The sequence below is a fragment of the Actinomadura rudentiformis genome (assembly GCF_008923185.1).
Classification (GTDB): domain Bacteria; phylum Actinomycetota; class Actinomycetes; order Streptosporangiales; family Streptosporangiaceae; genus Spirillospora; species Spirillospora rudentiformis.
Genome location: NZ_WBMT01000001.1, coordinates 163,428 through 184,328 on the forward strand (window position 1 = coordinate 163,428; position 20,901 = coordinate 184,328).

21 protein-coding genes are annotated in these 20,901 nt (G+C 67.6%); 9 read left to right on the top strand and 12 right to left on the bottom strand.

Going from position 1 to position 20,901, the window contains the following annotated elements; translation table 11 throughout:
- Positions 1-29: 29 nt before the first annotated feature.
- Positions 30-347, bottom strand: coding sequence for a MerR family transcriptional regulator (locus F8566_RS00770; RefSeq protein ID WP_225992835.1), 318 nt, complete (start codon positions 345-347; stop codon positions 30-32).
- A 784-nt stretch (positions 348-1,131) separates the two neighbouring features.
- Here F8566_RS00770 and F8566_RS52560 point away from each other — a divergent pair.
- The 4 genes from F8566_RS52560 (at position 1,132) to F8566_RS00790 (ending at position 4,081) form a co-directional block, all read left to right on the top strand.
- Positions 1,132-1,395, top strand: a complete 264-nt coding sequence (locus F8566_RS52560) for an RNA polymerase sigma factor (protein WP_318836378.1) — start codon at positions 1,132-1,134, stop codon at positions 1,393-1,395.
- 139 nt (positions 1,396-1,534) lie between these two features.
- Positions 1,535-1,729, top strand: a complete 195-nt coding sequence (locus F8566_RS52565; RefSeq protein ID WP_318836379.1) for an RNA polymerase sigma factor — start codon at positions 1,535-1,537, stop codon at positions 1,727-1,729.
- A gap of 331 nt (positions 1,730-2,060) precedes the next feature.
- The gene (locus F8566_RS00785; RefSeq protein ID WP_264159280.1) at positions 2,061-2,732 is read left to right on the top strand and encodes a CU044_5270 family protein; all 672 of its coding nucleotides are present in this window, start codon (positions 2,061-2,063) and stop codon (positions 2,730-2,732) included.
- Between the two features lie 275 nt (positions 2,733-3,007).
- A complete protein-coding gene (locus F8566_RS00790; RefSeq protein ID WP_151556927.1) occupies positions 3,008-4,081 on the top strand; it encodes a hypothetical protein in 1,074 nt (357 codons plus the stop codon).
- Positions 4,082-4,239: 158 nt separating this feature from the next.
- Here the strand turns inward: F8566_RS00790 and F8566_RS00795 are convergent, their stop codons facing one another.
- The gene (locus F8566_RS00795) at positions 4,240-4,869 is read right to left on the bottom strand and encodes a LysE family translocator (RefSeq protein WP_151556930.1); all 630 of its coding nucleotides are present in this window, start codon (positions 4,867-4,869) and stop codon (positions 4,240-4,242) included.
- 412 nt (positions 4,870-5,281) lie between these two features.
- Positions 5,282-5,836 (bottom strand): peptidoglycan-binding domain-containing protein, encoded by a 555-nt coding sequence (locus F8566_RS00800; protein ID WP_151556932.1) that lies wholly within the window; start codon positions 5,834-5,836, stop codon positions 5,282-5,284.
- A 335-nt stretch (positions 5,837-6,171) separates the two neighbouring features.
- Between F8566_RS00800 and F8566_RS00805 the strand changes: the two genes are divergently transcribed.
- The 3 genes from F8566_RS00805 to F8566_RS50760 are packed head-to-tail and all read left to right on the top strand — an operon-like array spanning position 6,172 to position 7,095.
- The gene (locus F8566_RS00805; RefSeq protein ID WP_151556934.1) at positions 6,172-6,525 is read left to right on the top strand and encodes a DNA glycosylase AlkZ-like family protein; all 354 of its coding nucleotides are present in this window, start codon (positions 6,172-6,174) and stop codon (positions 6,523-6,525) included.
- Entirely contained in the window at positions 6,506-6,859 is a 354-nt protein-coding gene (locus F8566_RS52780; RefSeq protein WP_225992730.1) for a DNA glycosylase AlkZ-like family protein, read from the top strand. Before F8566_RS00805 ends, F8566_RS52780 begins: the two co-directional genes overlap by 20 nt.
- The gene (locus tag F8566_RS50760) at positions 6,856-7,095 is read left to right on the top strand and encodes a hypothetical protein (protein WP_225992731.1); all 240 of its coding nucleotides are present in this window, start codon (positions 6,856-6,858) and stop codon (positions 7,093-7,095) included. Before F8566_RS52780 ends, F8566_RS50760 begins: the two co-directional genes overlap by 4 nt.
- Positions 7,096-7,161: 66 nt before the next feature.
- Here F8566_RS50760 and F8566_RS00815 read toward each other — a convergent pair whose 3' ends face one another.
- Positions 7,162-7,524: a VOC family protein gene (locus F8566_RS00815; protein ID WP_151556936.1), complete on the bottom strand. Its 363-nt coding sequence runs from the start codon at positions 7,522-7,524 to the stop codon at positions 7,162-7,164.
- 394 nt (positions 7,525-7,918) lie between these two features.
- Positions 7,919-8,281, bottom strand: a complete 363-nt coding sequence (locus F8566_RS49585) for a hypothetical protein (RefSeq protein ID WP_192809445.1) — start codon at positions 8,279-8,281, stop codon at positions 7,919-7,921.
- Between the two features lie 161 nt (positions 8,282-8,442).
- Between F8566_RS49585 and F8566_RS00820 the strand changes: the two genes are divergently transcribed.
- The gene (locus F8566_RS00820; RefSeq protein ID WP_192809446.1) at positions 8,443-9,651 is read left to right on the top strand and encodes an outer membrane protein assembly factor BamB family protein; all 1,209 of its coding nucleotides are present in this window, start codon (positions 8,443-8,445) and stop codon (positions 9,649-9,651) included.
- Here the strand turns inward: F8566_RS00820 and F8566_RS00825 are convergent.
- The 5 genes from F8566_RS00825 to F8566_RS00845 form a co-directional block, all read right to left on the bottom strand.
- Positions 9,547-10,335 (bottom strand): TetR/AcrR family transcriptional regulator, encoded by a 789-nt coding sequence (locus F8566_RS00825; protein WP_151556940.1) that lies wholly within the window; start codon positions 10,333-10,335, stop codon positions 9,547-9,549. The two genes, F8566_RS00820 and F8566_RS00825, sit on opposite strands and share 105 nt — an antisense overlap.
- Positions 10,332-12,068, bottom strand: a complete 1,737-nt coding sequence (locus tag F8566_RS00830; protein ID WP_151556942.1) for an ABC transporter ATP-binding protein — start codon at positions 12,066-12,068, stop codon at positions 10,332-10,334. The genes F8566_RS00825 and F8566_RS00830 overlap by 4 nt, the downstream gene beginning before the upstream one ends.
- On the bottom strand, positions 12,065-13,816 hold the full coding sequence (locus F8566_RS00835) for an ABC transporter ATP-binding protein (RefSeq protein ID WP_151556944.1): 1,752 nt from the start codon (positions 13,814-13,816) through the stop codon (positions 12,065-12,067). Before F8566_RS00835 ends, F8566_RS00830 begins: the two co-directional genes overlap by 4 nt.
- A 311-nt stretch (positions 13,817-14,127) precedes the next feature.
- Entirely contained in the window at positions 14,128-14,550 is a 423-nt protein-coding gene (locus tag F8566_RS00840; protein WP_225992732.1) for a hypothetical protein, read from the bottom strand.
- A 250-nt stretch (positions 14,551-14,800) separates the two neighbouring features.
- Positions 14,801-15,400 carry a CGNR zinc finger domain-containing protein gene (locus tag F8566_RS00845; RefSeq protein ID WP_151556947.1) on the bottom strand — a complete coding sequence of 200 codons (600 nt, stop codon included), beginning with the start codon at positions 15,398-15,400 and terminating at the stop codon, positions 14,801-14,803.
- A 65-nt stretch (positions 15,401-15,465) separates the two neighbouring features.
- Between F8566_RS00845 and F8566_RS00850 the strand changes: the two genes are divergently transcribed.
- Positions 15,466-16,710: an MFS transporter gene (locus F8566_RS00850; RefSeq protein ID WP_151556949.1), complete on the top strand. Its 1,245-nt coding sequence runs from the start codon at positions 15,466-15,468 to the stop codon at positions 16,708-16,710.
- Between the two features lie 85 nt (positions 16,711-16,795).
- Here the strand turns inward: F8566_RS00850 and F8566_RS00855 are convergent, their stop codons facing one another.
- Together F8566_RS00855 and secY are read right to left on the bottom strand one after the other, a co-directional pair.
- On the bottom strand, positions 16,796-19,354 hold the full coding sequence (locus tag F8566_RS00855) for a glycoside hydrolase family 9 protein (RefSeq protein ID WP_318836380.1): 2,559 nt from the start codon (positions 19,352-19,354) through the stop codon (positions 16,796-16,798).
- A 216-nt stretch (positions 19,355-19,570) separates the two neighbouring features.
- The gene (secY, locus tag F8566_RS00860; RefSeq protein ID WP_225992733.1) at positions 19,571-20,878 is read right to left on the bottom strand and encodes a preprotein translocase subunit SecY; all 1,308 of its coding nucleotides are present in this window, start codon (positions 20,876-20,878) and stop codon (positions 19,571-19,573) included.
- Between the last annotated feature and the right edge of the window lie 23 nt (positions 20,879-20,901).

Consider the following 20,901-nt stretch of genomic DNA (forward strand, 5'->3'; position numbering starts at 1 on the left):
GTATCGGCGGTGCTGGCGATCACGGTGGATCAGTCCCGTTCGGGGGCCTGGTCGATGCGCCGCTGGAGTTGGGCATTGATGCGCTCTGCTTCGGCGAGCTGGTCTTCGAGGATGATGATGCGGCAGGCCGCCTCCAGGGCGGTGCCCTCGTCGACCAGGTCGCGGGCACGCCGGGCCAGGCGCAGTTGGTAGCGGGAGTAGCGGCGGTGGCCGCCGGCCGAGCGTTGCGGGACGAAGAGCTTGGCGGCGTCGAGGCCACGCAGGAAGCCCGGGGTGACGCCGAGGATTTCGGCGGCTCTGCCCATGCTGTAGGCGGGGTAGTCCTCGTCGTCGAGCTTGTCGTCCAACGGGCTGCCGGGGTCGTCCTGCGCCGGACCGGGCTGGGCGGCGTGCGGGTCGCGGTGTGCTGGGTGGGTGCCGGGCTTGGCCGGCTGAGGTGCTTTCACAAAACCTTCCGTACTGTCGAGGGTGTACGCGCAGGACGCATACCGGACGCGTTCTGGGGAAACGACGGGGCCCCGGCGCCATAGGCGGCGCCGGGGCCATGAGGTACAACACCATCTACCCGGCGCTGTGGCCGGTTGACTTCCGCGCCAGCCGCCTGGGGCGGGGGCGCGTGGATCGCGGATGCGTGACCGTAGACCACCGTCCAATCTGTGGGGCTGCGGTACCCGTGCGGCATGACTGGAGCCTGCGACGGGCGATCCCGATGGTGCCGAGATCCTCCTTCCGTGTTTTCCCTACCTGCGTTACCTGTGTTGTTGCCACTTGCGTTCGTGCTGTCGGCGGCCCGTTGACCGCCGGGCGCGCGGTCGGCTGCCGGAGTCCCTTGCACTGCGTTGACCCCGGCACGCCCGGCCTGCGCCATCCATGTGTGCGGGCAGTTCGTCATCTGCCGCGCCTCGTGGACTTGTTCCTCTTCGATGACAGGAACACTACCCCATGCCGCCGCGAATATCTACCTTGATCGGCAGAGGTTTTCAGAGATCGGCTGATGCGACTGTCTGACGCCGGTGGGTGCACCCTCACCGGGCGCCGGGCCCGAGGCCCGCACGGCGGGGGCAGCGACGGACACCCGTCCATCTCCGCCGTACCGGATGTCAATTGCCCGCTTGAAGGGAGAAACCGCCGGTGGCGACCAGGAATCCGCTCGGTGCCGAGGAGGTGTCCGACGATGCGGCCATTGGTGCGTCGGTCGCGGACCCGGAGAGGTTCGCCGAGATTTTTCATCGGCATTGGGAGGAGATCCACCGCTACGTCTATCGGCGGCTGGGGCCGGAGGACGCTGAGGACGTCAGCGCGGAGGTCTTCACCGTGGCCTTTCGCAGCCGTGCGCGGTACACCTGGCGCGTGCGGACGCGCGGCCGTGGCTGTACGGCATCGCGACCAATCTGATCGGCCAGCACCGCCGGGCCGAACGGCGCCGCCATCAGGTGCTCGCACGGGTGAACGCCGAATGGGTCACACCGTTCGACGGTGACGGTGCCGACACGCGGCTCAGCGCGCAGCACATGGCCCCCGGATCGCGTCGGCGTTGACGAGGCTTTCGGCGCGGGAGCGAGACCTGCTGCTGATGATCGCGTGGGCGGACCTGACCTACGAGGAGGCTGCCCAGGCGCTCGATCTACCGCTGGGCACCGTCCGCTCACGGCTGCACCGGATCCGCAAGAAGCTCGCCCGGGCCTTCGGGGACATGGACCTCTCCCGCTTGAAGGAAGGATGCGCATGAACGACGAGATGATCACGGCGATGCGGCAGGTACGGCCGGCCGGCCCGCCGGAGGACCCGGCGGTGCGGGAACGGGCCTGGGCCCGGCTGCGCGCGGAGCTGGACACGCCCCCGGAGCCACGCCGTGTTCTCGGGCGGCGCATCGCCTGGCGGTCGGCGATCATCGGCGCCGTGGCGGCCGGTGCCGCGGCGGCCGTCATCGTGACGCAGGCGGGCGGGAACGCCCCTGGGACGCCGCGGGCCGGCGGCACCGGCCAGACAGTGCGGATTCTGGAGGTCGCGGCCAAGACCGTCGAGAACCAGACGGCCCCCGGCCGCGGCCAGACCAGTGGATCTATGTCGCGCGGCTCTCGCCTCTCGACGCTTCGTGGGCCGAGAACGGGGTCGGGAAGATGGAGCAGTGGTGGCGGTTCGACGGTGCGAAGACCGCGAGCTACGACCCCAGGAAGAATGAGCTGACCGTCCATGACGCCGGCCTCCGGGGCGACGACCGCTCGCCCCGCCAGTTCTACGACTACGTGAACGGGCTGCCGACCGGCTCGGAAGCGCTGCTCACGCGGTTGCGCCAGGACAGCGCGAAGAGCGCCGGAGCCGATCAGAACGAACGCGTCTTCAATCTGATCTCCGTCATCCTCCGGGACGCTCAGATCATGCCGCCCAAGGTGAACGCGGCGCTGCTGCGGGTGCTGGAGAAGATCCCCGGCGTACGGGTGAACAACAACGTCACCGACCTCGCCGGACGCCCCGGCATCGCCGTGACCCGCGACGACGACACCGGGCGCAATGAGCTGATCCTGGACCCGAAGACCTACCGGTTCCTCGGAAACCGGACCGTCGCCACGCGGGAACGGACCATCACGTCCTCCGCCGTGCCCGGGAAGAGCGCCCCTGGAGCGCCCCGTCCGCCGTTCGACAGGGGCACGGAGACCCAGCACGCCGGGCAGGTGCTGATCAACGTCGCCTATCTGCCGACCAAGGTGGTCGACAAGCCGGGGCAGCGTTGACCTGCCCACGCCGGTCTCGATCGCAGTTCACTGTCTGCCGCCACAGGCGCGCTCGCCGCCGTGGTGAAGGTCCCGGCGGGCACCTCCCCGCTGCCCCGCCTGACAGACCTTGACGCCCACAGCCAGACAGACCTCAGAGCACAGCATGATCCTCGTGGCACAGGCCGACTGGGGCGGAGGCGACGTAAGAGAGTGGTTAGATCTTTCGGCTGTGATCGGATCTAGGGTCGCGGGTGTTGCGTGATACCCCCTCCCCGCACTGAGGACGTGTTCTCATGCACCGATCTCGTACGGCCCTCTGCTCCACCACGACCCTGGCCGCCCTCATCACGATCACCGCCCTGGCCGCTGCCCCACCGGCGTCCGCGGACAGCGGCACCGCCGCCCCGCGCGAGCTGGTCCATCTCGGCACGCTCGGCGGGTACTGGAGCATCGCGAACGCCCTCAACAACCGTGGTGAGGTCGTCGGCACCAGCCCCGTCGCATCCGGGCTGAACCACGCCTTCCTCTGGAAGGACGGGAAGATGACCGACCTCGGGACGCTCGGCGGAGACACCAGCACCGCCACGGGAATCGACGACGACGGCCGCGTGGTGGGCTGCAGCGACACCCGGTCCGGTGAGTCGCACGCGTTCGTGTGGCAGCACGGCATCATGCGCGACATCGGCGACGGCGGCCGTGGGTACTGCGACGCCAATGTCAGCCGAGGTCACATCGTCCGCCAGTACCAGTCCGATCCGGCCCAGGCATTGGCCGGCTCCCGCGCGCAGTTGATCCGCACACCGTCGATCTTCCAGGCCACCTGGGTCAGGACCGAGATCGCGCTCCGGCCCGGCGTGACGGCCGGGGACGTCAACGACGCCGGTCAGGTCGTCGGCGCGGACAACTGGACGGTCAACGACAGCGGTTTCCCGCAGAACACCTGGCGCGCCTACCTGTGGAAGAACGGAGTCGCGCAGGATCTGGGCACCCTGGGCGGCATGAGCGTGGCCAACGCCGTCAACGAAGCCGGTCATGTGGCCGGCACCTCCGACACCACCGAAGACACCCGGATGCCGTTCTATTGGGACGGCACGACGATGCGACAGTTGACCGTTCCCCAGGGGCGGCGATACGCCGGGGCAAACGGCATCAACGACAGCAACCAGATCGTCGGCGGCTACAGTGCCTCCGGCAAGTCCGAGGCCCTGTTCTGGAACACGCCGGAACAAGCCCCCGAGACGCTCCCGACGCCCCAGGGCGTCGAAGGTGCGGACGCCAGAGGCATCAACTCTCAGGGCTGGGTCGCCGGGTACGTGCAGTACGCGCCGACCAACCCGCTCGGTACCCGCGCCGTCATCTGGAAGTAACGGTCAGCGAGGGGGCCGCCTGTCCACCAGATCGCGGCCATCCCGGCGGGCGGACTGCATGGCGGCCAGGGTCGACGACACCAGGGACGCGATCCGCGCCACAACGACAGAACCGCGATCGAGCACCGAATCAGACAGCTCGAACAGGTCAGGCCCCCTCAGCGTTCGGCTGCAAGCCTGATGCCCAGGGCGATGAACACACTCCCGGTCGCGGCGTCGATCCGGCGCCGCACCGCCTGGCGTGCGCGCAGCCAGCCACCGATCCGCCCGGCGAGGACGCCGACCGTTCCGTCTGCCACGAACTCCAGGACGATCAGGATGGCGCCGAGCACGAGGAACTGCAGCCAGATGGGCCCCGCTGCGGGGTCGATGAACTGAGGCAGGAAGGCGACCATGAAGGTGAATGTCTGCGGGTTGGCCATGGAGCTGACCATGCCGTTGAGGAAGGCGCGCCGACCCGACATCCCGCCGGCTGCCGGATCGTCGGTCTGGCCTTTCTTACGGTTGCGGATCATCTGGACACCCAGGTAGATCAGATACGCGCCACCGACGATCCGAAGCGCCGTGAACACTACGGGAAACGCCGTCAGCAGCACGGCGAGCCCGCCGGCGGCCGCGGCGATGTACAACGCGTCACCCGTGATGACGCCGACCGTGGCCAGCAGTCCGGCACGGGCGCCGCCCCGCACGCCACACCCCAGCACGAACAGCATGTCGGGACCCGGCGTGACCAGAGCGACAATGGTGGTCACCGTGAACACGGCGAGCAGATGCGGATCGATCAGCATCCAGTGATCTTCTCAGCTCCCGTCGGCACACAGCCCAACGGGGCCCGATCAACCTGATGCAGACGGCGGCCAGGCCCTCTCGGCGGCTTGTGTCGGGCTGATCTTGCTGCCGCTGAGTGGTGGGTGGTGGACCGCGGCGCGGTGGTGGCCTGGCTCAGGGCACAGGCGGCCACTTCGGGGTTGCCGGCCAGTGTCTGGCCGGGACCACATACTCGCACCCGGCTACCGCAGTGATCTTGAGTCGGTGAGATGCCGAACGGGCGGAACAGCATGGGCGGCATGCAGACGACGTCTGAGCTCGAGAGTTGGGCGTTGCGCCCTATATGGGAAGGCTCCCGCCTCATCTTTGAGGGGGAGCCGTTGTCGTCGGTCTGGGACCGTCACCGGCCGCCAGCGGTCAGGAGTCCGGTGGTCAGGAGTCCTTGGCGTGGTGATAGACCAGCGCGTGGAAGGTCTCGTGGTCGACCTGGCCGGTGATCTTCAGGCCCAGGCCCTTCTGCAAGCTTCGCACCTGCTTGGCGGTGAGATCGGCGAAATTGCCCGTGACTGGCAGTTTCCCGTCGGAGGTGTCCTTGTTGAGCAGAACCTGCACCGCCCTGACGCAGTCACCCTTGGCACCCTGGGACAGGGTTCCGGTCCTGACGTACAGCCTGTGCCAGGTGGCGGCGCCCACATGGCCGTCCGGCTTGCCCGCGCGCCCGTCGGCGGTCTGGAAGCTGGTGACCTGCCGCTTGGTCGTGGGCCCGAAATGCCCCGGCGGCTTGGGCTGCTTCTTGGTCGCCACCGAGTAGCCCCGGCAGTTGAGCATCCACTGCAGGGCCAGAACCTCATTGCCCTTGTCCCCCTGCCGCAGCACCTGATGAGGGCCGTAGCCGCCAACAGTGGTGGTCTGGGTGTCCGCCGAGGCCGGCGATGCCATCGCCGCACCGCCCACGACGATCCCGGCGGCCGCCAGACCCGCAATCACGACCCGCTTCAAATGTGCCCCCCTGTGTGTCGCGTTCTGTCCGTGTCCAGGGTTAGAGGGCCTGTGACCTTGGATTGTTCGGAACGATCCCGCTGGCCTCCAGCCGGAGCTCTGCGCCAGCAGGCCGCGGAATCCGCACTCCCAGAGCGGGGGAGGGGTCACAGTTGCGGAAGACAAAGATCGATGCGACGTGCGCGCATGCGGAAGCTGAATGCGCCCTTGGTGACCGTGGTCGTTATGGCGACGGCACTGGTCCCGGCGCAGGCGGTGGCCTGCTCGGATGGCGCCGCCGCGTTTGCGGGCTGAGACCTGGAGACCTTCTCCGGAAGGCTGGAATGACCGATGTTCTGAGCCGGCGTCGCCTCAACCGGGCGACGCCGGCTCGCCAATACCCACTGGAACGTGCTCCAGTACGGGAGATCGACGCGATCGAGCACCTGGGCGGGTGCAGTCGCAGGCCCGTTCACCCCGTGCGCTGGGCCCGTGGACCGCCTCCAAGGCTTCCACCGGACGACCTGTTCGGGCTGGCCGAGCGGCGTGAGGTGGTGCGGCTGCACATGATGCGCAACACCGTTCACCTCGTCAACGCGGGCAACTGCCTGGACTGGCGTGCGCGGTTCTCCCGGCTGCACGCCGCCGAGTACAGCGCGCACTTCCGCGAAGGTATCGGTGACCTGGACCCGGGATGAGCTGATCAGCGAGGCCAGGCGGCTGCTGGAGGAATGGCCACGCACCCGGCTTGAGCTGGGCAAACCGTTGCGCATGGTGTCCCTGGATGCGCTCGCCCTGCGTTACCTCGACGAGTACGGCCCGGCGAGCATCGCGGACGTCCACGTGTGGTCCGGGCTGACGCGACTGCGCGAGGCGGTGGATCAAATGCCCTTGTGCACGTTCCGAGGGGAGAGGGTGAGGTCCTGCACGACCTGCCTGACGCGCCCTACCTTCGGAGGACGTGCCCACCCCACCGCGATTCCTCCCCGAGCACGACACCCTGCCTGCCCCACGAGGACCGCACCCGCGTGATTCTCAACGACCGTCCCGTGCCGCTGCCGCTGCTGCGCAACGGCGCTACCACCGGCACCTTCCTGGCGGCCGGAATGTGGCAGGGCACCTGGCAGATCCGGGACAAGACCCTGCGCGTCCGGCCGTTCATCAAGCTGAGCGGGGCAGCCCGCGATGCGCTCCTGACCGAGGCCGCGCGGTTGTGCGAGTTCATCGCTGAACAGTCGGCGTGCGACATCGTCCTGCGAGCGCCATAGGTCAGGGACGAGGAAAGATTCCAGCGGGACCTGATGGCCGAGGATGCGCCGGTCGGCGAGGGCCGGCTACTTCTGGTGGATCTGGATCTGATGGCCGTCTGGACCGTCCACGTGCGCGTATGTGCCCCACGGCTCTTCGACCGGGTCGGTGACCGTCACACCCGCCTCGCGGAGTTCGGCGACCGTCGCCTGAATGTCGTCGCACGTGAAGGTGAGATAAGCCCCCTCCCCAGGTTGCTTACCGAACGTCGCCGCGTCATGGATGGCGATCGTTGTCTGGCCGCTTGGCGGAGTTACCTCGATCCAGCGCGTTCCTGCGAACATTTCCGCGTCGGTGGTCTTGTTAAAGCCGAGTTTTTCGACATAGAAGTCCACGGTCTCCTGCTGATCACTGACATAGAGAATGGCCACGCCGATGTGGGTGATCATGGTAACTCCCGAAGTCGACACCTTCAATGTGAGACCAGACTACGATACTCCCGCGATTCACGAGTCCGGAACGAAGTGGAAGGCAGTGCACGGAAGTACGGACAAGCCGTTGCTTCACAGTCTTCTGCCCAGATCCGAGATGGCCGCTAGGCGAGGATTTTCGTTCCGATGCTGGGTACCACGTCTTCCGGTTGTGCCGACAGTTGTATCCGGTAGAGCCGTCCGCATAATGCTGGCCGGCCGCTTCGCGCCGGGGAGGAGGCGAAGTATGAGGGGACGTACTGCCAGCCCTGGCCGTCACCATCGGCGCGACTGATGTGGCCAGTGCCGCAGAGGCGACGGCCACTATGCCGAGGCGGCGCTTGAGTAAGGCATCTACTTCCCCATCCTTTCATCAGATGTGCGAAGACTTTTTCACGGTGTGGACGTGGGTGTGCAGGGCGGTGAGAGGCCCCGAATCGTTTTCAAGGATGTCCAAGGCGGCCAGCGTGCCGGCGACGAAGCCGCCGATGGCACTTCCGAGGGCCTTGCCCAGGGAGCCGAGGACCTCGCGGTACCCCACACCGCGCGCACCCGAACGACATCGGCGCGAAAGGTCTTGTGACGAACCTGTCGGTGACCAGCAGCCGGTGGGATGCTGCGAGCATGGTGGAACGGGGTCCGTGGACCCCAAGAGGAGTTCCGGATGGAATTCCTGGTCGAACGATTGCAGAAGGTTCCACATGGCCTTCGTCTTCGAAGGGCCTTCATCGCTCATCAAAAACCCCCGTCGACATGACGAGCGCGGCCGATGGCGGTGGGCAGCGTTCAGGCGCACCCTGCCCTGGTGGCACGGAGGTTGCCTGGATACCGTCTTACGCCGTGATGTTGAAACGGAGATTACTGGTAAGCAGGCGGCGCCTTCGTGGCTTGGCCGTCATGGGAACGGCGCTCGTCATGGCCCTGGCCGGTTGCGGAGGCGGTTCGGACAACGGCAGCGAACGATCGATGCTGCTGCGGCTCGACGGGCGTGCCGTGGGCGTCGCCGACGGGGCTGACCCCTCGGGCTGGGCCAAGCCGCGGGTATGGGCCACCGATTCCGTGGTGGCGGTGGCAGGCCATGACGCTGTCACCGGCTACGCGAAGGACGGGCGCGCCAAGCGTTGGAGCGTTCCGCTCGCCGATGTCTGCGGGGCCTCGGCCGACCCCGTCGACGGACGGGTCGCCGTCATGCTTGGCAGCACCCCTCGCTGTGGCCGGGTCGCTCTCATCGACCTGCGTACCGGCACCAAGGTCTGGGAGCGGACGCTGGGGCTCACCGAGAACGTCGCCTTCGCACAGGCCGTCATCGGCGGCGAAGCGGTCGTGGCCCGCTGGCTCGGTGGCGCCACCGCGCTCTCCATCAGGGACGGCCGGCGCCTGTGGAACGCCCAGCGGAGCCGGTGGTGCGGTTTCGACGGCTTCAGCGGAGGCGAGACGCTGGTGGGCACCTGGGTGTGTCGCAGGAAGGCCATGGAACGCACGACCGTCCAACGTCTCCACCCCCGCACCGGCCGGGTCCTGTGGAGCCGCCAGGTCCAGGGCGACGTGATCGCGATGCCCGCCGCGCCTCAGCCCGTGATCGGTGTCGGTGACCGCAGGCGCGTCTCGCACTTTGTGGTGCTCGACGGGAAGACCGGTGCCGAACGGGCGCGGATACCTCTGCCCAGCGGCAATGCCGTGAAGTGCGAGACCTCCGATCCGCTGCTCTGTGCGAACCTCGTGGTGGGAGGCGGCGCCCTCTACACCAAGCCCAGCGCGGTCGAGAGCACCGGCCAGGTCTCGCTTGTCGCGTTCGATCTCGCGACCGGACGGCGCAAATGGGAGCCCTCCGGCTCCGGCACGGACTTCCTGCAACCCGTCGGCTTCGAGGGCGGACGCCTGCTGGCCGTGCGCGAGGGGACCAGGCGGCAGGGCGCGACTCTCGTGGAACTGGCACCTGACACCGGCCGGATCCTGGCCCGCCACGACCTTGAGGGCCCCCGCCGCCAGGTCAACACCCTCCTACGCCAGGCCGCCCATGTCCGCTACTCCGGTGCACGGCTGCTCGTCTTCGAGGACCTCGTCACCAAGCCCGGTCATGAGGCGGTTCGGATCTTCGAGGGATGAACCCGGGCCCCCGGGGGCTGCGCCCTCATGGGCTTTTCCGAATCTGGCTTCGATGCCTTCGAGGGCGAGGTCGAGTTTCTGGCTGAACCAGTCGAACGGGGTGAGTGTGATGGCGTTGGTCATCGCGGCTCGTACTGCTCGCCGGCTGGGTGGGTCGGCGTCGTTGGGGGCCCATAGTCGTGCCATGGCTTCCCGCGTCGCCGGGATGTCGACGAAGCCGTCGAAGCTCTCGACGCCGCGTCGGTGGTCGATGGTGAGGTCGATGACGAGGTCGACGGACAGGACGGCGTCCTTGGCTGTGAAGCCCCGGTCGACGAGGGCGACGGCCAGATCGTCGATGCGGTTCATCATCTCGGGTGGCATGAGGGATCGGGAGAGTTCGGTGACCACTCCCGGGTGGCGGGCGAGGAGCTGCCAGAGCGCGACTGCTTGGGTGTCCAGAATGTGACGCCAGGGGCCGGTGATGGGTGGCCAGTGCGTTGTGGTGATGACGTGGTCCCAAGCAAGGCTGAGCAGGTCTGTTCTCGTTGGCGTGTACCGGTAGAGGGTCATGGTGGAGACGCCGAGGCGGCGTGCGACGGCGGGGACGGTGATGCCCGCGAAGCCTTCCTCAAGGACGGCGTCGATGATGTCGTCCTCGGTGAGTTTGCGTGGACGTCCGGTCACTCGTCGGTCGGCGGTCATTGCTCGAGGAGGCGCCAGGTGCGGGCGGCGTTGAGGGCTCGCCAGTGGGATGCGTAGCGCTGGTTGATGGTGAGCAGTTCCTGATGGGTGCCGCGTTCCACGATTCGTCCGCCCTCGAGGAAAAGTATCTCGTCCGCCGTGGTGATGGTCGTGAGCTGGTGCGCGATGACGATGACCGTCTTGTGACGTCGAAGGCCGTCGATCGCGGTGGCCAGAGCTTGCTGGTTCTCAGCATCGAGGGAGCCGGTGGCCTCGTCCAGCAGCAGGATGGGCGCGTCTTTGAGAAAGGCCCGGGCGATGGCGACGCGTTGTCTCTCCCCGCCTGACAAGCGAGTGCCGCCTTCACCGACGTGGCTGTTCCAACCCTCCGGCAGCGCTGTGACGACCTCTGCCAGACCGGCATGCCGCGCGACCGCGTCCAGATCGGCATCCGTCGCGTCAGGCCGTGCGATGCGGACGTTGTCGGCGAGGGTGCCGGAGAAGAGATAGTTGTCCTGGAACACCGGGGCGACCATGTGGTGCAGGTTCTCCGCGCCGATCAAGGGGAGCGGCGTGCTCCCGATGCGGATCTCACCGTTCTGAGGATCGAAGAATCGGGCCGCGAGGCGGATGATCGTGCTCTTACCGGAACCCGATGGCCCGACGATCGCGGTCGTGCTCCCTTGCGGAACGGTGAAACTGATGTCGCTGAGCACGGGAGTGCCGGTGTCGTAGGCGAAGGAGACGTTCTCGAACGCGATGGTCGCATCGGATGGGCGGCGGGGCATGGCGGGTTCTGGGAGGGGTTCGGCGTCCAGGATCTGGTCGACGGCGTCCATTTGCGCGGCGGCGACGCGGATGACGGTGGCGTGGCCGGCGACCTCGCCGAGGGGAGTGACGAGGCGATTGATGATCGGCAAGGTCGCCAGCAACGTCGCGAGGGCGAGCGCGTCGGTGACCCCGGCGGCGAACGCGATCACCGTGGACAACAGGCCGAGCAGGGTCAGCCGGACGACCATGCCGTTGAGGATGACCGGGGGCAGGACAAGCCACAGGTGGCGGCGCTCGGTGCGTGCTTGTTCCTGGAGCGCCCGGTCGAAGTGGTCGGTGGCCGATCCCGCTCTTCCGAAGGTGCGGAGCACCGGCTGCGCCTGGGCGAATTCGACCATGCGGTCGCTGGCGTCGGCGGTGGCGCGGTTGACGGCGGCATCGGCGCGGCGGCCGAGCCTGCCGACCCACCAGTACAGGGCTCCGACCGCGGGCACGGCGGCCAGCGCGATCAGCCCGATCCGGTGGTCGACGCCGAGGAGGACGGCGATGAGCACCAGCGGGATCACGATCGACTTGATCAGGGCGGTCAGCTGGCGCGCGGGGAGCGCGAGAATGTCCATGACACCCTTGCTGAGGGTCAGCCCCAGGGTGCTGGTGTTGGCAGGGGTGAACCATCCCAGCGGCAACGCCGCGACGTGGTCGCCGATGCGGTACCGCAGCGTGGTGAGCAACTCGCCTGCGGTATCGAAGCCCTTCAGCGTGGCCAGGTACTCGACCCGCCACGAGACGACGGCGGCGATGCAGAACCCCACCAGCCAGCCCGCAGTGGCCGTGGTGTCCCCGGTCAACACAGCACGCAGGACCGGGATGATGAACGCGAGGGTGACGCCTTGCAGGATGCTGGAGACGATCGTCCATCGGAAGTAGCGAGAGATGAGGACCGCGTCTTCGGGGTCGAGGTAGCGGGCGAGACGGCGGATCATCGGACACGTCCTTCCGGGCGATGCTGAGCGTGCCACAGGCGCTGGTAAGCGCCGTCGTTGCGCAGGAGCTCGTCGTGGCGTCCCCGCTCGACGATGCGCCCCTGCTCCAGGACGAGGATCTGGTCTGCGTCGCGGATGGTGTCGAGCCGATGGGCGATCACGATCACGGTGCGGGAGCGTTGGGTCACCAGCGTCGACAGCGCCATCTGGATGGCGTGCTCGGATTCGGCGTCGGAGGCGGAGGTGGCCTCATCGAGAATGAGCACGTCAGGGTCGAGGAGGAACGCGCGGGCGATGCTGACGCGCTGCGCTTCGCCTCCCGAGAGCATGGCGTCTTCGCTGTAGACGGAGTCGTATCCGCGGGCCAGGCGAAGGAGTCGTTCATGGATGTTCGCCGCGGTGGCGGCCTTCTCTATGTCCGTGCGCGCCGCGTTCGGCCGGGCGAGAGCGATGTTCTCCGCGATGCTCGCCCGGATCAGCCGGACGTCCTGGAAGACGAAACCGACAGTGCGGAACAACTCGGCCGAGGCGATCTTGTGGAGGGGGACGCCACCGAGCCGGATCTGGCCGGCTGATGGGTCGGCATAGCGCAGCATCAGGCGCGCAAGGGTGGACTTGCCCGACCCGGAGGCACCCACGATGGCGGTGACGGTGCCGGGCTCGAACGTGGCGGTGATGTCGTGAAGGACCTTCCGGTCCGCGTCGTAGCCGAAGCTGACGCGTTCGAGCTCGATGCGGGTGCCGGAGGGGCTCACGGGCGCGGGTGGTTCCTGGACTTGCTCGATCTGGAGCAGAGCGTTGAGCCGCGCGGCCGCGGCCTGGCCCATCTGCAGCGCCAGCAGGTTCGAAGTCAGCACTCCGATCGGGCCACCGAGACCCAAGGCCACCAGGGCGAAGGGCAACAGATCGATCGCGTCCATCCAGCCCAGCTCGACGAATCCCGTGCCGAACAGGAGCGTCAGGGCCAGGAGCGCGGCCGGGGCGACCAGCTGGTTGGAGAGGGTCTCCGGGGCGATCAATGGCCTGGCCCAGCCGAGGAAGAAGGCGGTGAAACGCTTGACCGCAGCCCGGTAGGCGGCATGGGCACGGCCGGTCTGGCCGAAGGTTTTGACGACCGGGATCCCGTCGACGAATTCCACCACGCTGCTGTTGATGTCGGCCAGGACACGGCCGTACTCGCCCATCTTCTGCTTGCTGCCGGCCATCATGCGCCGGTACACCAGCACGAAGACAGGAATCGGGATCAACAGGATCGACGCCAGACGCCAGTCGACAAGGAACAAATATCCGTAGGCGGCGATCGGCGTCGCGATGGCACCCGCGACCTCGGAGTAGGAATGCGCCACCAGATGATGCAGCGCACCGACATCGTCCTGCATGCCCTGCTTCACCTGCCCCGCGGTGGTGTCGGTGAACCAGCCGAGCGGGGCGTTGCGCAGCCTGTCCGCAACGCGCCGCCGCAGGATGAGCGTCAGCGCGTTGTCGGCGAGGTGCGCGACCAGGTCCGCGATGCCTCTCAACGCGAGACCCACGCCCAGCAGCATTGACCCAAGCAGCAGGATCGGCCAGATGCCTGGATCGGCTGGGTCCTCAAGGAGCCGGCGGGCGATGACACTGCTGGTGATGAGCGGAGAAAGCACCAGGACCGATGCGACGACCTGCAGGCTCGCCGCCAGGATCAAACGGCCGCGCACCGGACGCAGCAGCGATGCCATCGGGTTCGGGTCCGGCGGTACGGGGTCTGCCATATGAGCGAGCTCCTCCTACGTTCGCCGATCCGCCCGGCAACCGCAGGCCCTCCCGAAGGACGAACCCGCCAAGGCCGAAAGCGATAATCGTTTTCAGAGCGGTATTATGTTATGCGCCTAACACAAGTGCAAGACCCGCGGTGTCATCACCGCGTCCAAGCCGGCCGAGATGGCGGGGTGGCCTGCCCCCTGCCTTCTCTGCTCGACCAAGGATCGGTTCCTGGTCTGCGCTGGCAGGAGGCGCGCTGATCGGCGCCGGCGTCGCCTGTGTCGCCACACCCGCCACCGATGCAATCGTCGGTGGCGCGACCTCAGAATCGGGCGGTGCTGCGCCGCTCCATGTGCTTGCGAGCGCCGTACGGTGTCATTCCGGGCGGCTTGAACACCGACACCACGACGGCAAGGAGCAGGAGCAGGAGCGCGCCGACACCGTGCACCGTAGGGGACGGGCTCTGCAGGATGGCGAGGTCATCGCTGGTCAGCGTTGGCCGCGCCGCCATGTCTGCGAGGTAGGACAGCGTCTGCATGTACAGGAGCAGGACGGCTGTGGCGAAGACGTTCATCACGAGCTTGACGAGCACCCAGTAATGCCGGATCAGTCCCCACCTGGTGCCCAGGGACTGCACGAGTCCAGTCACCAGGGACGCGATGCTGAACGGGATCAAGGCGATCCAGCCGATCATCTCCAGAGCGCGGGACGCGGCCTGTGTGAGCTCCGTGTCATGACTTGTCATCGTGACAACGGACAGGGCCAGGGCGACTCGAAGTCCGAGGCCGCCGTCGCCGTCCAGCGGCTCGTCGCCCTGACGATCACCGCAATGCACCCCACGCACCAGACCTGACACGGTCGTACTGGCCGACCCAGGCTTTTCGCCGTACGGGCGGTGAGGGACTGGCTCCATCAGCGGAGTGGTACGACCTTGCCGGGCGGCTGATCGGGTCCTTTCTAGTCCTTGTGCCGTCCGGCTACGGCGATGAGCTCCTTCACGAAGTCGCGCCATCGCCATGCGTCGCCGCCGCGCCTCCCTGTTGGCGGCTGCGGTAGGCGGCGGTCTTGGCGCGGGCGGTGCAGGAGGCGCTGCAGTAGCGGCGTGAGCCGTTGCGGGTCAGGTCGATGTAGACCGCCTCACACTGGTGCGCTTGGCATTCGCCGAACCGTTCCGGACCGTAGCCGTCCACGATCAGGGCGAGGGCGGCGGCGAACTCTCCGCCGAGGGCGTCGACCTCGGTCCCGCCTTGGCCGTGAAAGTGCAGATGGAAGGGCTGGTCAACGTCCTCGACCAGGTACGGCTGCGCGCTGTATCTGCGGATCAGCGCGTTGATGTGCTGGGCCCTGGCCGCCGGGCTCCCGGCCAGCAGCGCCTCCCGCAGCTCGCCGGCCAGCGCGGCCAGGCTCCGTCCGGCGTCCGGAGTGGCCCGCAGGGCGGCGCTGTGGCGCTGGCTGAGGCTCTCGGCGAAGGCCGACGTCAGAGCATCACCGTCGAGCGGATCCGTCCTGGCCCCGCCTCGCCATTGCGCGGTGGCCAGGTTCACCAGGTGGGCGATGAGCGGCGCCTGCCGAGTGACGTTACAGGCTATCTCCACTTGACTAGTAACTCCCCTTCTGTGTGTTATAGGCGTAATAAGTTTAGAGAGTAACGGAGAAGCGGGTGTTCCAGACCTACCGCCGCCTGTTGAGTCATCGCGGCGCCCCGTCCCTGCTCATTGCCGGGACGGTCACGAGGTTGAGCACTCCGGCTCTGAGCCTTGCGCTGCTGCTGGCGGTCCTCGACCGGTTCGGCTCGTACTCCACCGCTGGTCTCGTGCTCACCGGTCACGCCCTGGCGCTCGCCCTGTGCGCGCCGTTCGGCGGGCGGATGGCTGACCGGCTCGGCGGGAGGCGGGCGCTGACGTGGTACCTGCCAGGTCACGCGCTTGCCTACGCTCTGCTTCTCTCCGTCCAGCAGGCTCCGCCGACAGCAGTGGTCGGGGCGGCGGTCCTTCTCGGTGCCACCACGCCACCCGTCTCAGCCATCATCAGAGGTGCCTGGCCGCAACTCGTGCCCGCAGGCTCCCTACCGGCCGCGTACGCAGTGGACAACGCCGTCAACGAGTTGATGTTCATCGTCGGCCCGCTCCTGGTGCCCCTCCTGCTGTTGGCGTTGCCTGCTTTCGGCGTGGTGGTCGTGTCCGGGGGAGCGCTCCTCCTCGGCGCAGCGCTGTTGCTGGCGTCCAGGACGGTACGCCACGTACCGCCGCCTTGCGGCTCGCAGTCAGTAGCCGAGTCACGCCTCAAGCGCATCGCCGGACCGCTCACCCAGCGCTCGACCCTCCTGCTTCTGACCCTCGCGAGCCTCGGGACCTTCTCCTTCGGCTGCCTGCGCATCGGCACGGTCGCCTCGTCCGATGCGTTCGGCGCCGCAGCGTCGGCAGGCGTACTGATGGGCTTGCTCTCGGCCGGGGCCCTCGGCGGAACACTGGCCTTCGGGGCACATGGCCGGACGCAGAACGTCAGGGTCTGGCTGATCACACTGTCCGTCGCCGAGGCGGCCAGCCTGCTCGCCGGGGCCTTTGCCCCCGGCTACTTGCCGCTGGCCGTGCTGATCTTGGTGACGGGTCTGGTGACCGGGGCCCGTGACGCCATGCACCCCGTTCTGCTCGCCGAGCACGCCCCCGCGCCGTACCGCACAGAGGTGTTCGCATGGCTCAACACGTTCATGTGGACCGGCTACAGCGTGGGCACCGCCGTCGCAGGCCAACTCACGAAACCAGGCGCCGACGGGACCCCGGCTTTCATCGCCGCAGCGGCAGCCGCACTGCTCGCCGCCATCCTTGCCACCGCATTGCGACCCCGACCGCCGGCGAGTTCCTCACCGATGCCCATGGCCACAGCTGAATGCGATCCCACTCATTGAGGCTTCGTTTGGCTAACGGCGCGCTCTGCGACAGTCATAGCCGCTAGCGCCCTACGACCTGGTTGCTCAGTCCTCGTTTGGGGTGTCAGCGTGCGCAGGCTGCTCCATTCAGGGTGAACAGGTCGGGCGCGGGGTTGGCGCCGAGGGGGTTGGTGCCGGTGAAGCCGAAGGTGACGGTCTGCCCGGGCGGGATCTTCTTGTTGTAGGACCGGTTCTTGGCGACGACCGTCGCGCCGTCCTGCGACACGGTGGCGTTCCAGGTGTTGCCCGCCTTCTGCCCGCCGAGGAACGACCACTTCAGTGCCCATCCGTTGATCGCCGTGGTCCCGGTGTTGCGGACGGTGACCTGGGCGGTGAAACCGGACGCCCACGAGCCGTGCACGGTGTATGCGACCTTGCACTGGCCCGGTGCGGGCGCCGAACCGTCACCCTGGTCGGCGGCGAACGCCGAAGCCCATGCCAGCGGGGCGTTCCAGTTGATGGTCAGCTCGTTGGTCGCCCACGACTCGATGTCGTCGATGTAGCAGAACTGCGGCTTGCAGCCTCGCAGCTTGGCCTGGGCGACCGGGTCCTGGATGGAGGAGTTGGGGCCGCCCGCGACGGTGCCGGCGGGCGGGTTGGGCAGATCCGGATTGAGCTGGCGGGCGTACCAGCGGCTGTGCTGGTTGCGCGAATGCACCTCACCGTAACCCGTCACATAGGAGATGTTGAGGGCGTTACGGCCGAACAGGTAATCCATGCCCTGGAGCGCGCCGTCGCGGTACTTCTCCGCACCTGAGATGTCATAGGCGGCGCCGAGCACGACGATGTTGTTGAGCACCTGGCTGTTGGAACCCCACTCGTAGGTGTCGGGGTTGTACGGCGAGCCGTAGGCGAAGCCGTCGATGATGCCGAGGTATTTGTCGCCGGCGGCCAATACCGACCTGCGTACGGCGTCGCGGCCGGGCAGGGCGTTGGGGACGGTCGCCAGGTCGAGTCGGCCGAGCGCCGCCACCGAACCCCAGTTGAACCCGCGCTCGGCGAAGACGTCGTCGGTGTGCAGCGGTGAGTCCAGCACGTACTCCCGGAATTCGGTCTCTCCGGTGGTGATGTAGAGCTCGGCGGCCGCCCAGTAGAACTCGTCGGTGACGTTGTCGTCGGAGTAGGTGCCGCCGCCGTTGCCGTCGTTCGGCGAGGCGTAGACGGCGGGGTTGGCCTTGGCCGCCTTCCACGCCTTGCGTGCCGCGTCGAGGTTGGTCGCTGCGTAGCGGGCGTCGTACGGGGCGAACACGCGCGCCGCCTGCGCGGCCGTGGCCGCCAGGTTCAAGGTGGCGGCAGTGGACACCGGATGCAGCTCGCGCTTCTGCGGGTCGAGATGGGGGAGCAGCGGCAGGCCCGTCCAGTTCTCGTCGTGGATCTTGTGGTGGACCATGCCGTCCGGGCGTTGCATCTTCAGCAGGAAGCTCTGCTCCCAGCGCGCCTCGTTCAGGACGTCGGGCACCCGGTCGGAGCTCTCAGGGATCTCCAGCCCGGGGATCGGCCGGGCCGTCGGGGCGTTCTTGGTCCGCTCGAACGCGCTCATGACCTGGGCGACGGAGATGCCGCCGTTGACGACGTACTTGCCGTGGTCGCCCGCGTCGTACCAGCCGCCGGAGACGTCGAGGGTGTAGTCGCAGACGCCGGGCTGGCAGGGCACCTCGGTGTCGCCCTGGTTCGGGCTCACCCCGACGTGGCCGGCGGGCCTGCCGTATCCGGGCCGCAGGCCGTCGTCGATGGCGAGGCCGCTGCGCTGGGTGTAGTAGAACTTCAGCGCGTCGGCCTTCAGCCGTTCGTACGCCGTGGCGGAGATGTCGAACGGGCGGCTGGTCTCACCGTCGGCGGTCAGCGTGAAGCCGGTGCCGGCGGTGGTGTACGAGCCGAAGTCGATGCTGTGGACGTTCTGTCCCGAGGAGGCGTCCAGACCTCGCGGCTTGGTGGTGCCTTCGGCGACGACGGCGCCGCCGCGCTCCAGCTTCCAGGGAAGGGCCGTCTCCGAAGTGGTCACGACGGTGGCGTTCTTGGGGCCCTTCGGCAGGTAGGCGACCTGGTTGACGCGCACGCGGGGACCGGTGTCGGGCTTGTAGACGTCCGGCTCCGCGCCTCCCTTGAGCGACACGTCGTCCAGGCAGAAGCGCCACGCGGTCGCGCTGCCGCCGAGTTGGAAGGCGACCTGCGCGTTGGGGATGTCCACTGGTGAGGTGAAGGTATAGGTGTAGGTGTTGCCTGAGACGCTGAGCTCCGGGTTGGCCGCCAGGTACTGCGTCCACGGATCGACCGGAAGCTGGATCAGCGCCTTGGCGGTCTTGGCCGGGGTGCCCGTGGCGAAGAACTTGAACGCGTAGGTCTCGTCCTTGACGAGCGGGATGCCGTCGAGCCCGATGATGGCGTCCCAGGGGTTGACCGTTCCGGCGGGGACGTCGGAGCACAGCCGCCCGCTGGAGATGTCGAACGCCAGGTTGGCTGTGTGCCACCAGGGCTCCGCGGTGGTGTCGAACGTGCCGTTGCGGATCTGTTCCGGCTCATCGGCCCTGGCCGCCGCCGGGGTGACGCACGTCGCCGCCAGCGCGGCGACCGCGATCAGTACCAGCCGTCTTCCCATCACGCTCTGTCCCAGTCGTCTTCTCACGGCGCTCCTCGCGGGCCGTCGAAGTGGGAGCGCTCCCACCTGGTTCGGGCGCCCCAATGGTCACCCGCTGTCCGAACGCCGTCAAGACCCGGTGCACGCGGACCGCCCTGGCCTGCGCGCCGCCCGTGAAAACTTTCATCGTCCGCGAGCCCGGCTGTGGTGGCCCGCCTTGGCGGCGTACCACCACAGCCATGGAATTCGGCTCTGGAGAAGGCCCTAACGGAGAAAGCCTTCGTAATTGCGTTGCTGGAGTTGGGCGTCGATGTGCTTGAGCGTGTCGATCGCGACGCCCACGACGATGAGGATGCTCGTTCCCCCGAAGGGGAACTCGTTACCGACCTCCAGCAGCGCGAGCGCGACCATCGGGATCAGTGAAACAAGGCCGAGGTAGAGCGAGCCCGGGGTCGTGATGCGGGTCAGGACGTGGTCGAGATATTCGGCGGTAGGACGGCCTGGGCGGATGCCGGGAACGAAGCCGCCGTACTTCTTCATGTTGTCGGCCACCTCGGCCGGGTTGAACGTGATCGCGACGTAGAAGAACGTGAAGAAGACGGTGAGACCGAAGAAGGCGGCCATGTTCCAGGGGTCGGTCTGCTGGGTGTAGGGAGCGATCTCGCGCAGGAGCTTGCTCTCCGGCCAGAGTTCGGTCGCGAGTATCGGCAGATAGAGCAGCGACGAGGCGAAGATGACGGGGATGATGCCCGCCTGGTTGACCTTGAGAGGGATGTAGGTGGCGGTGCCGCCGTACATGCGGCGTCCCACCATGCGCTTGGCGTACTGGACCGGGATGCGGCGCTGGGCCTGCTCGACGAAGACGACGCCCGCCATGATGGCGAGGCCGACCAGGATCACCAGGGCGAAGGTGAAGCCGTTCTTGGCCTGCAGGATGCCCCAGAGCTGACCGGGGAAGACCGCCACGACCTGGGTGAAGATGAGGATCGACATGCCGTTGCCGATGCCGCGTTCGGTGATCAGCTCACCCAGCCACATGACCACCGCGGTCCCGGCCACCATGCAGATGACCATGGTGATGACGGGGAACGGGGTCTTGTCGTAGAGGATGTCCTCGCTCCCGGAAACGTTCTGGAAAAGGCGGCCGGTCGCCGCCATCGCCACCACGCTCGCGCCCTGCAGGACGGCGAGCGCGACGGTGAGATAGCGGGTGTACTGCGTGATCTTGGTGGTGCCGGACTGGCCCTCCTTACGGAGGGCCTCCAGGCGCGGGATCACGACGGTCAGCAGCTGCAGGATGATGCTCGCGGTGATGTACGGGAAGACGCCGAGCGCGAAGACCGAGAGCTTGAGCAGCGCGCCGCCGCTGAAGAGGTCGAGCATGCCGAACAGGCGGCTGTTCTGCTCCGCGGCGTCGGCCGCGGCCTTCAGCGCGGGCACGTTCACATTCGGGGTCGGCAGGCTCTGGCCCAGCCGGAAGATCACGACGATCAGCAGGGTGAACAGAATCTTCTTACGGAGTTCGGGCGTGCGAAACGCCAGGGTGAAGCGAGAGATGGCAAGCCTCCACACGGGTAACGCCGCAGCGCCCGGTG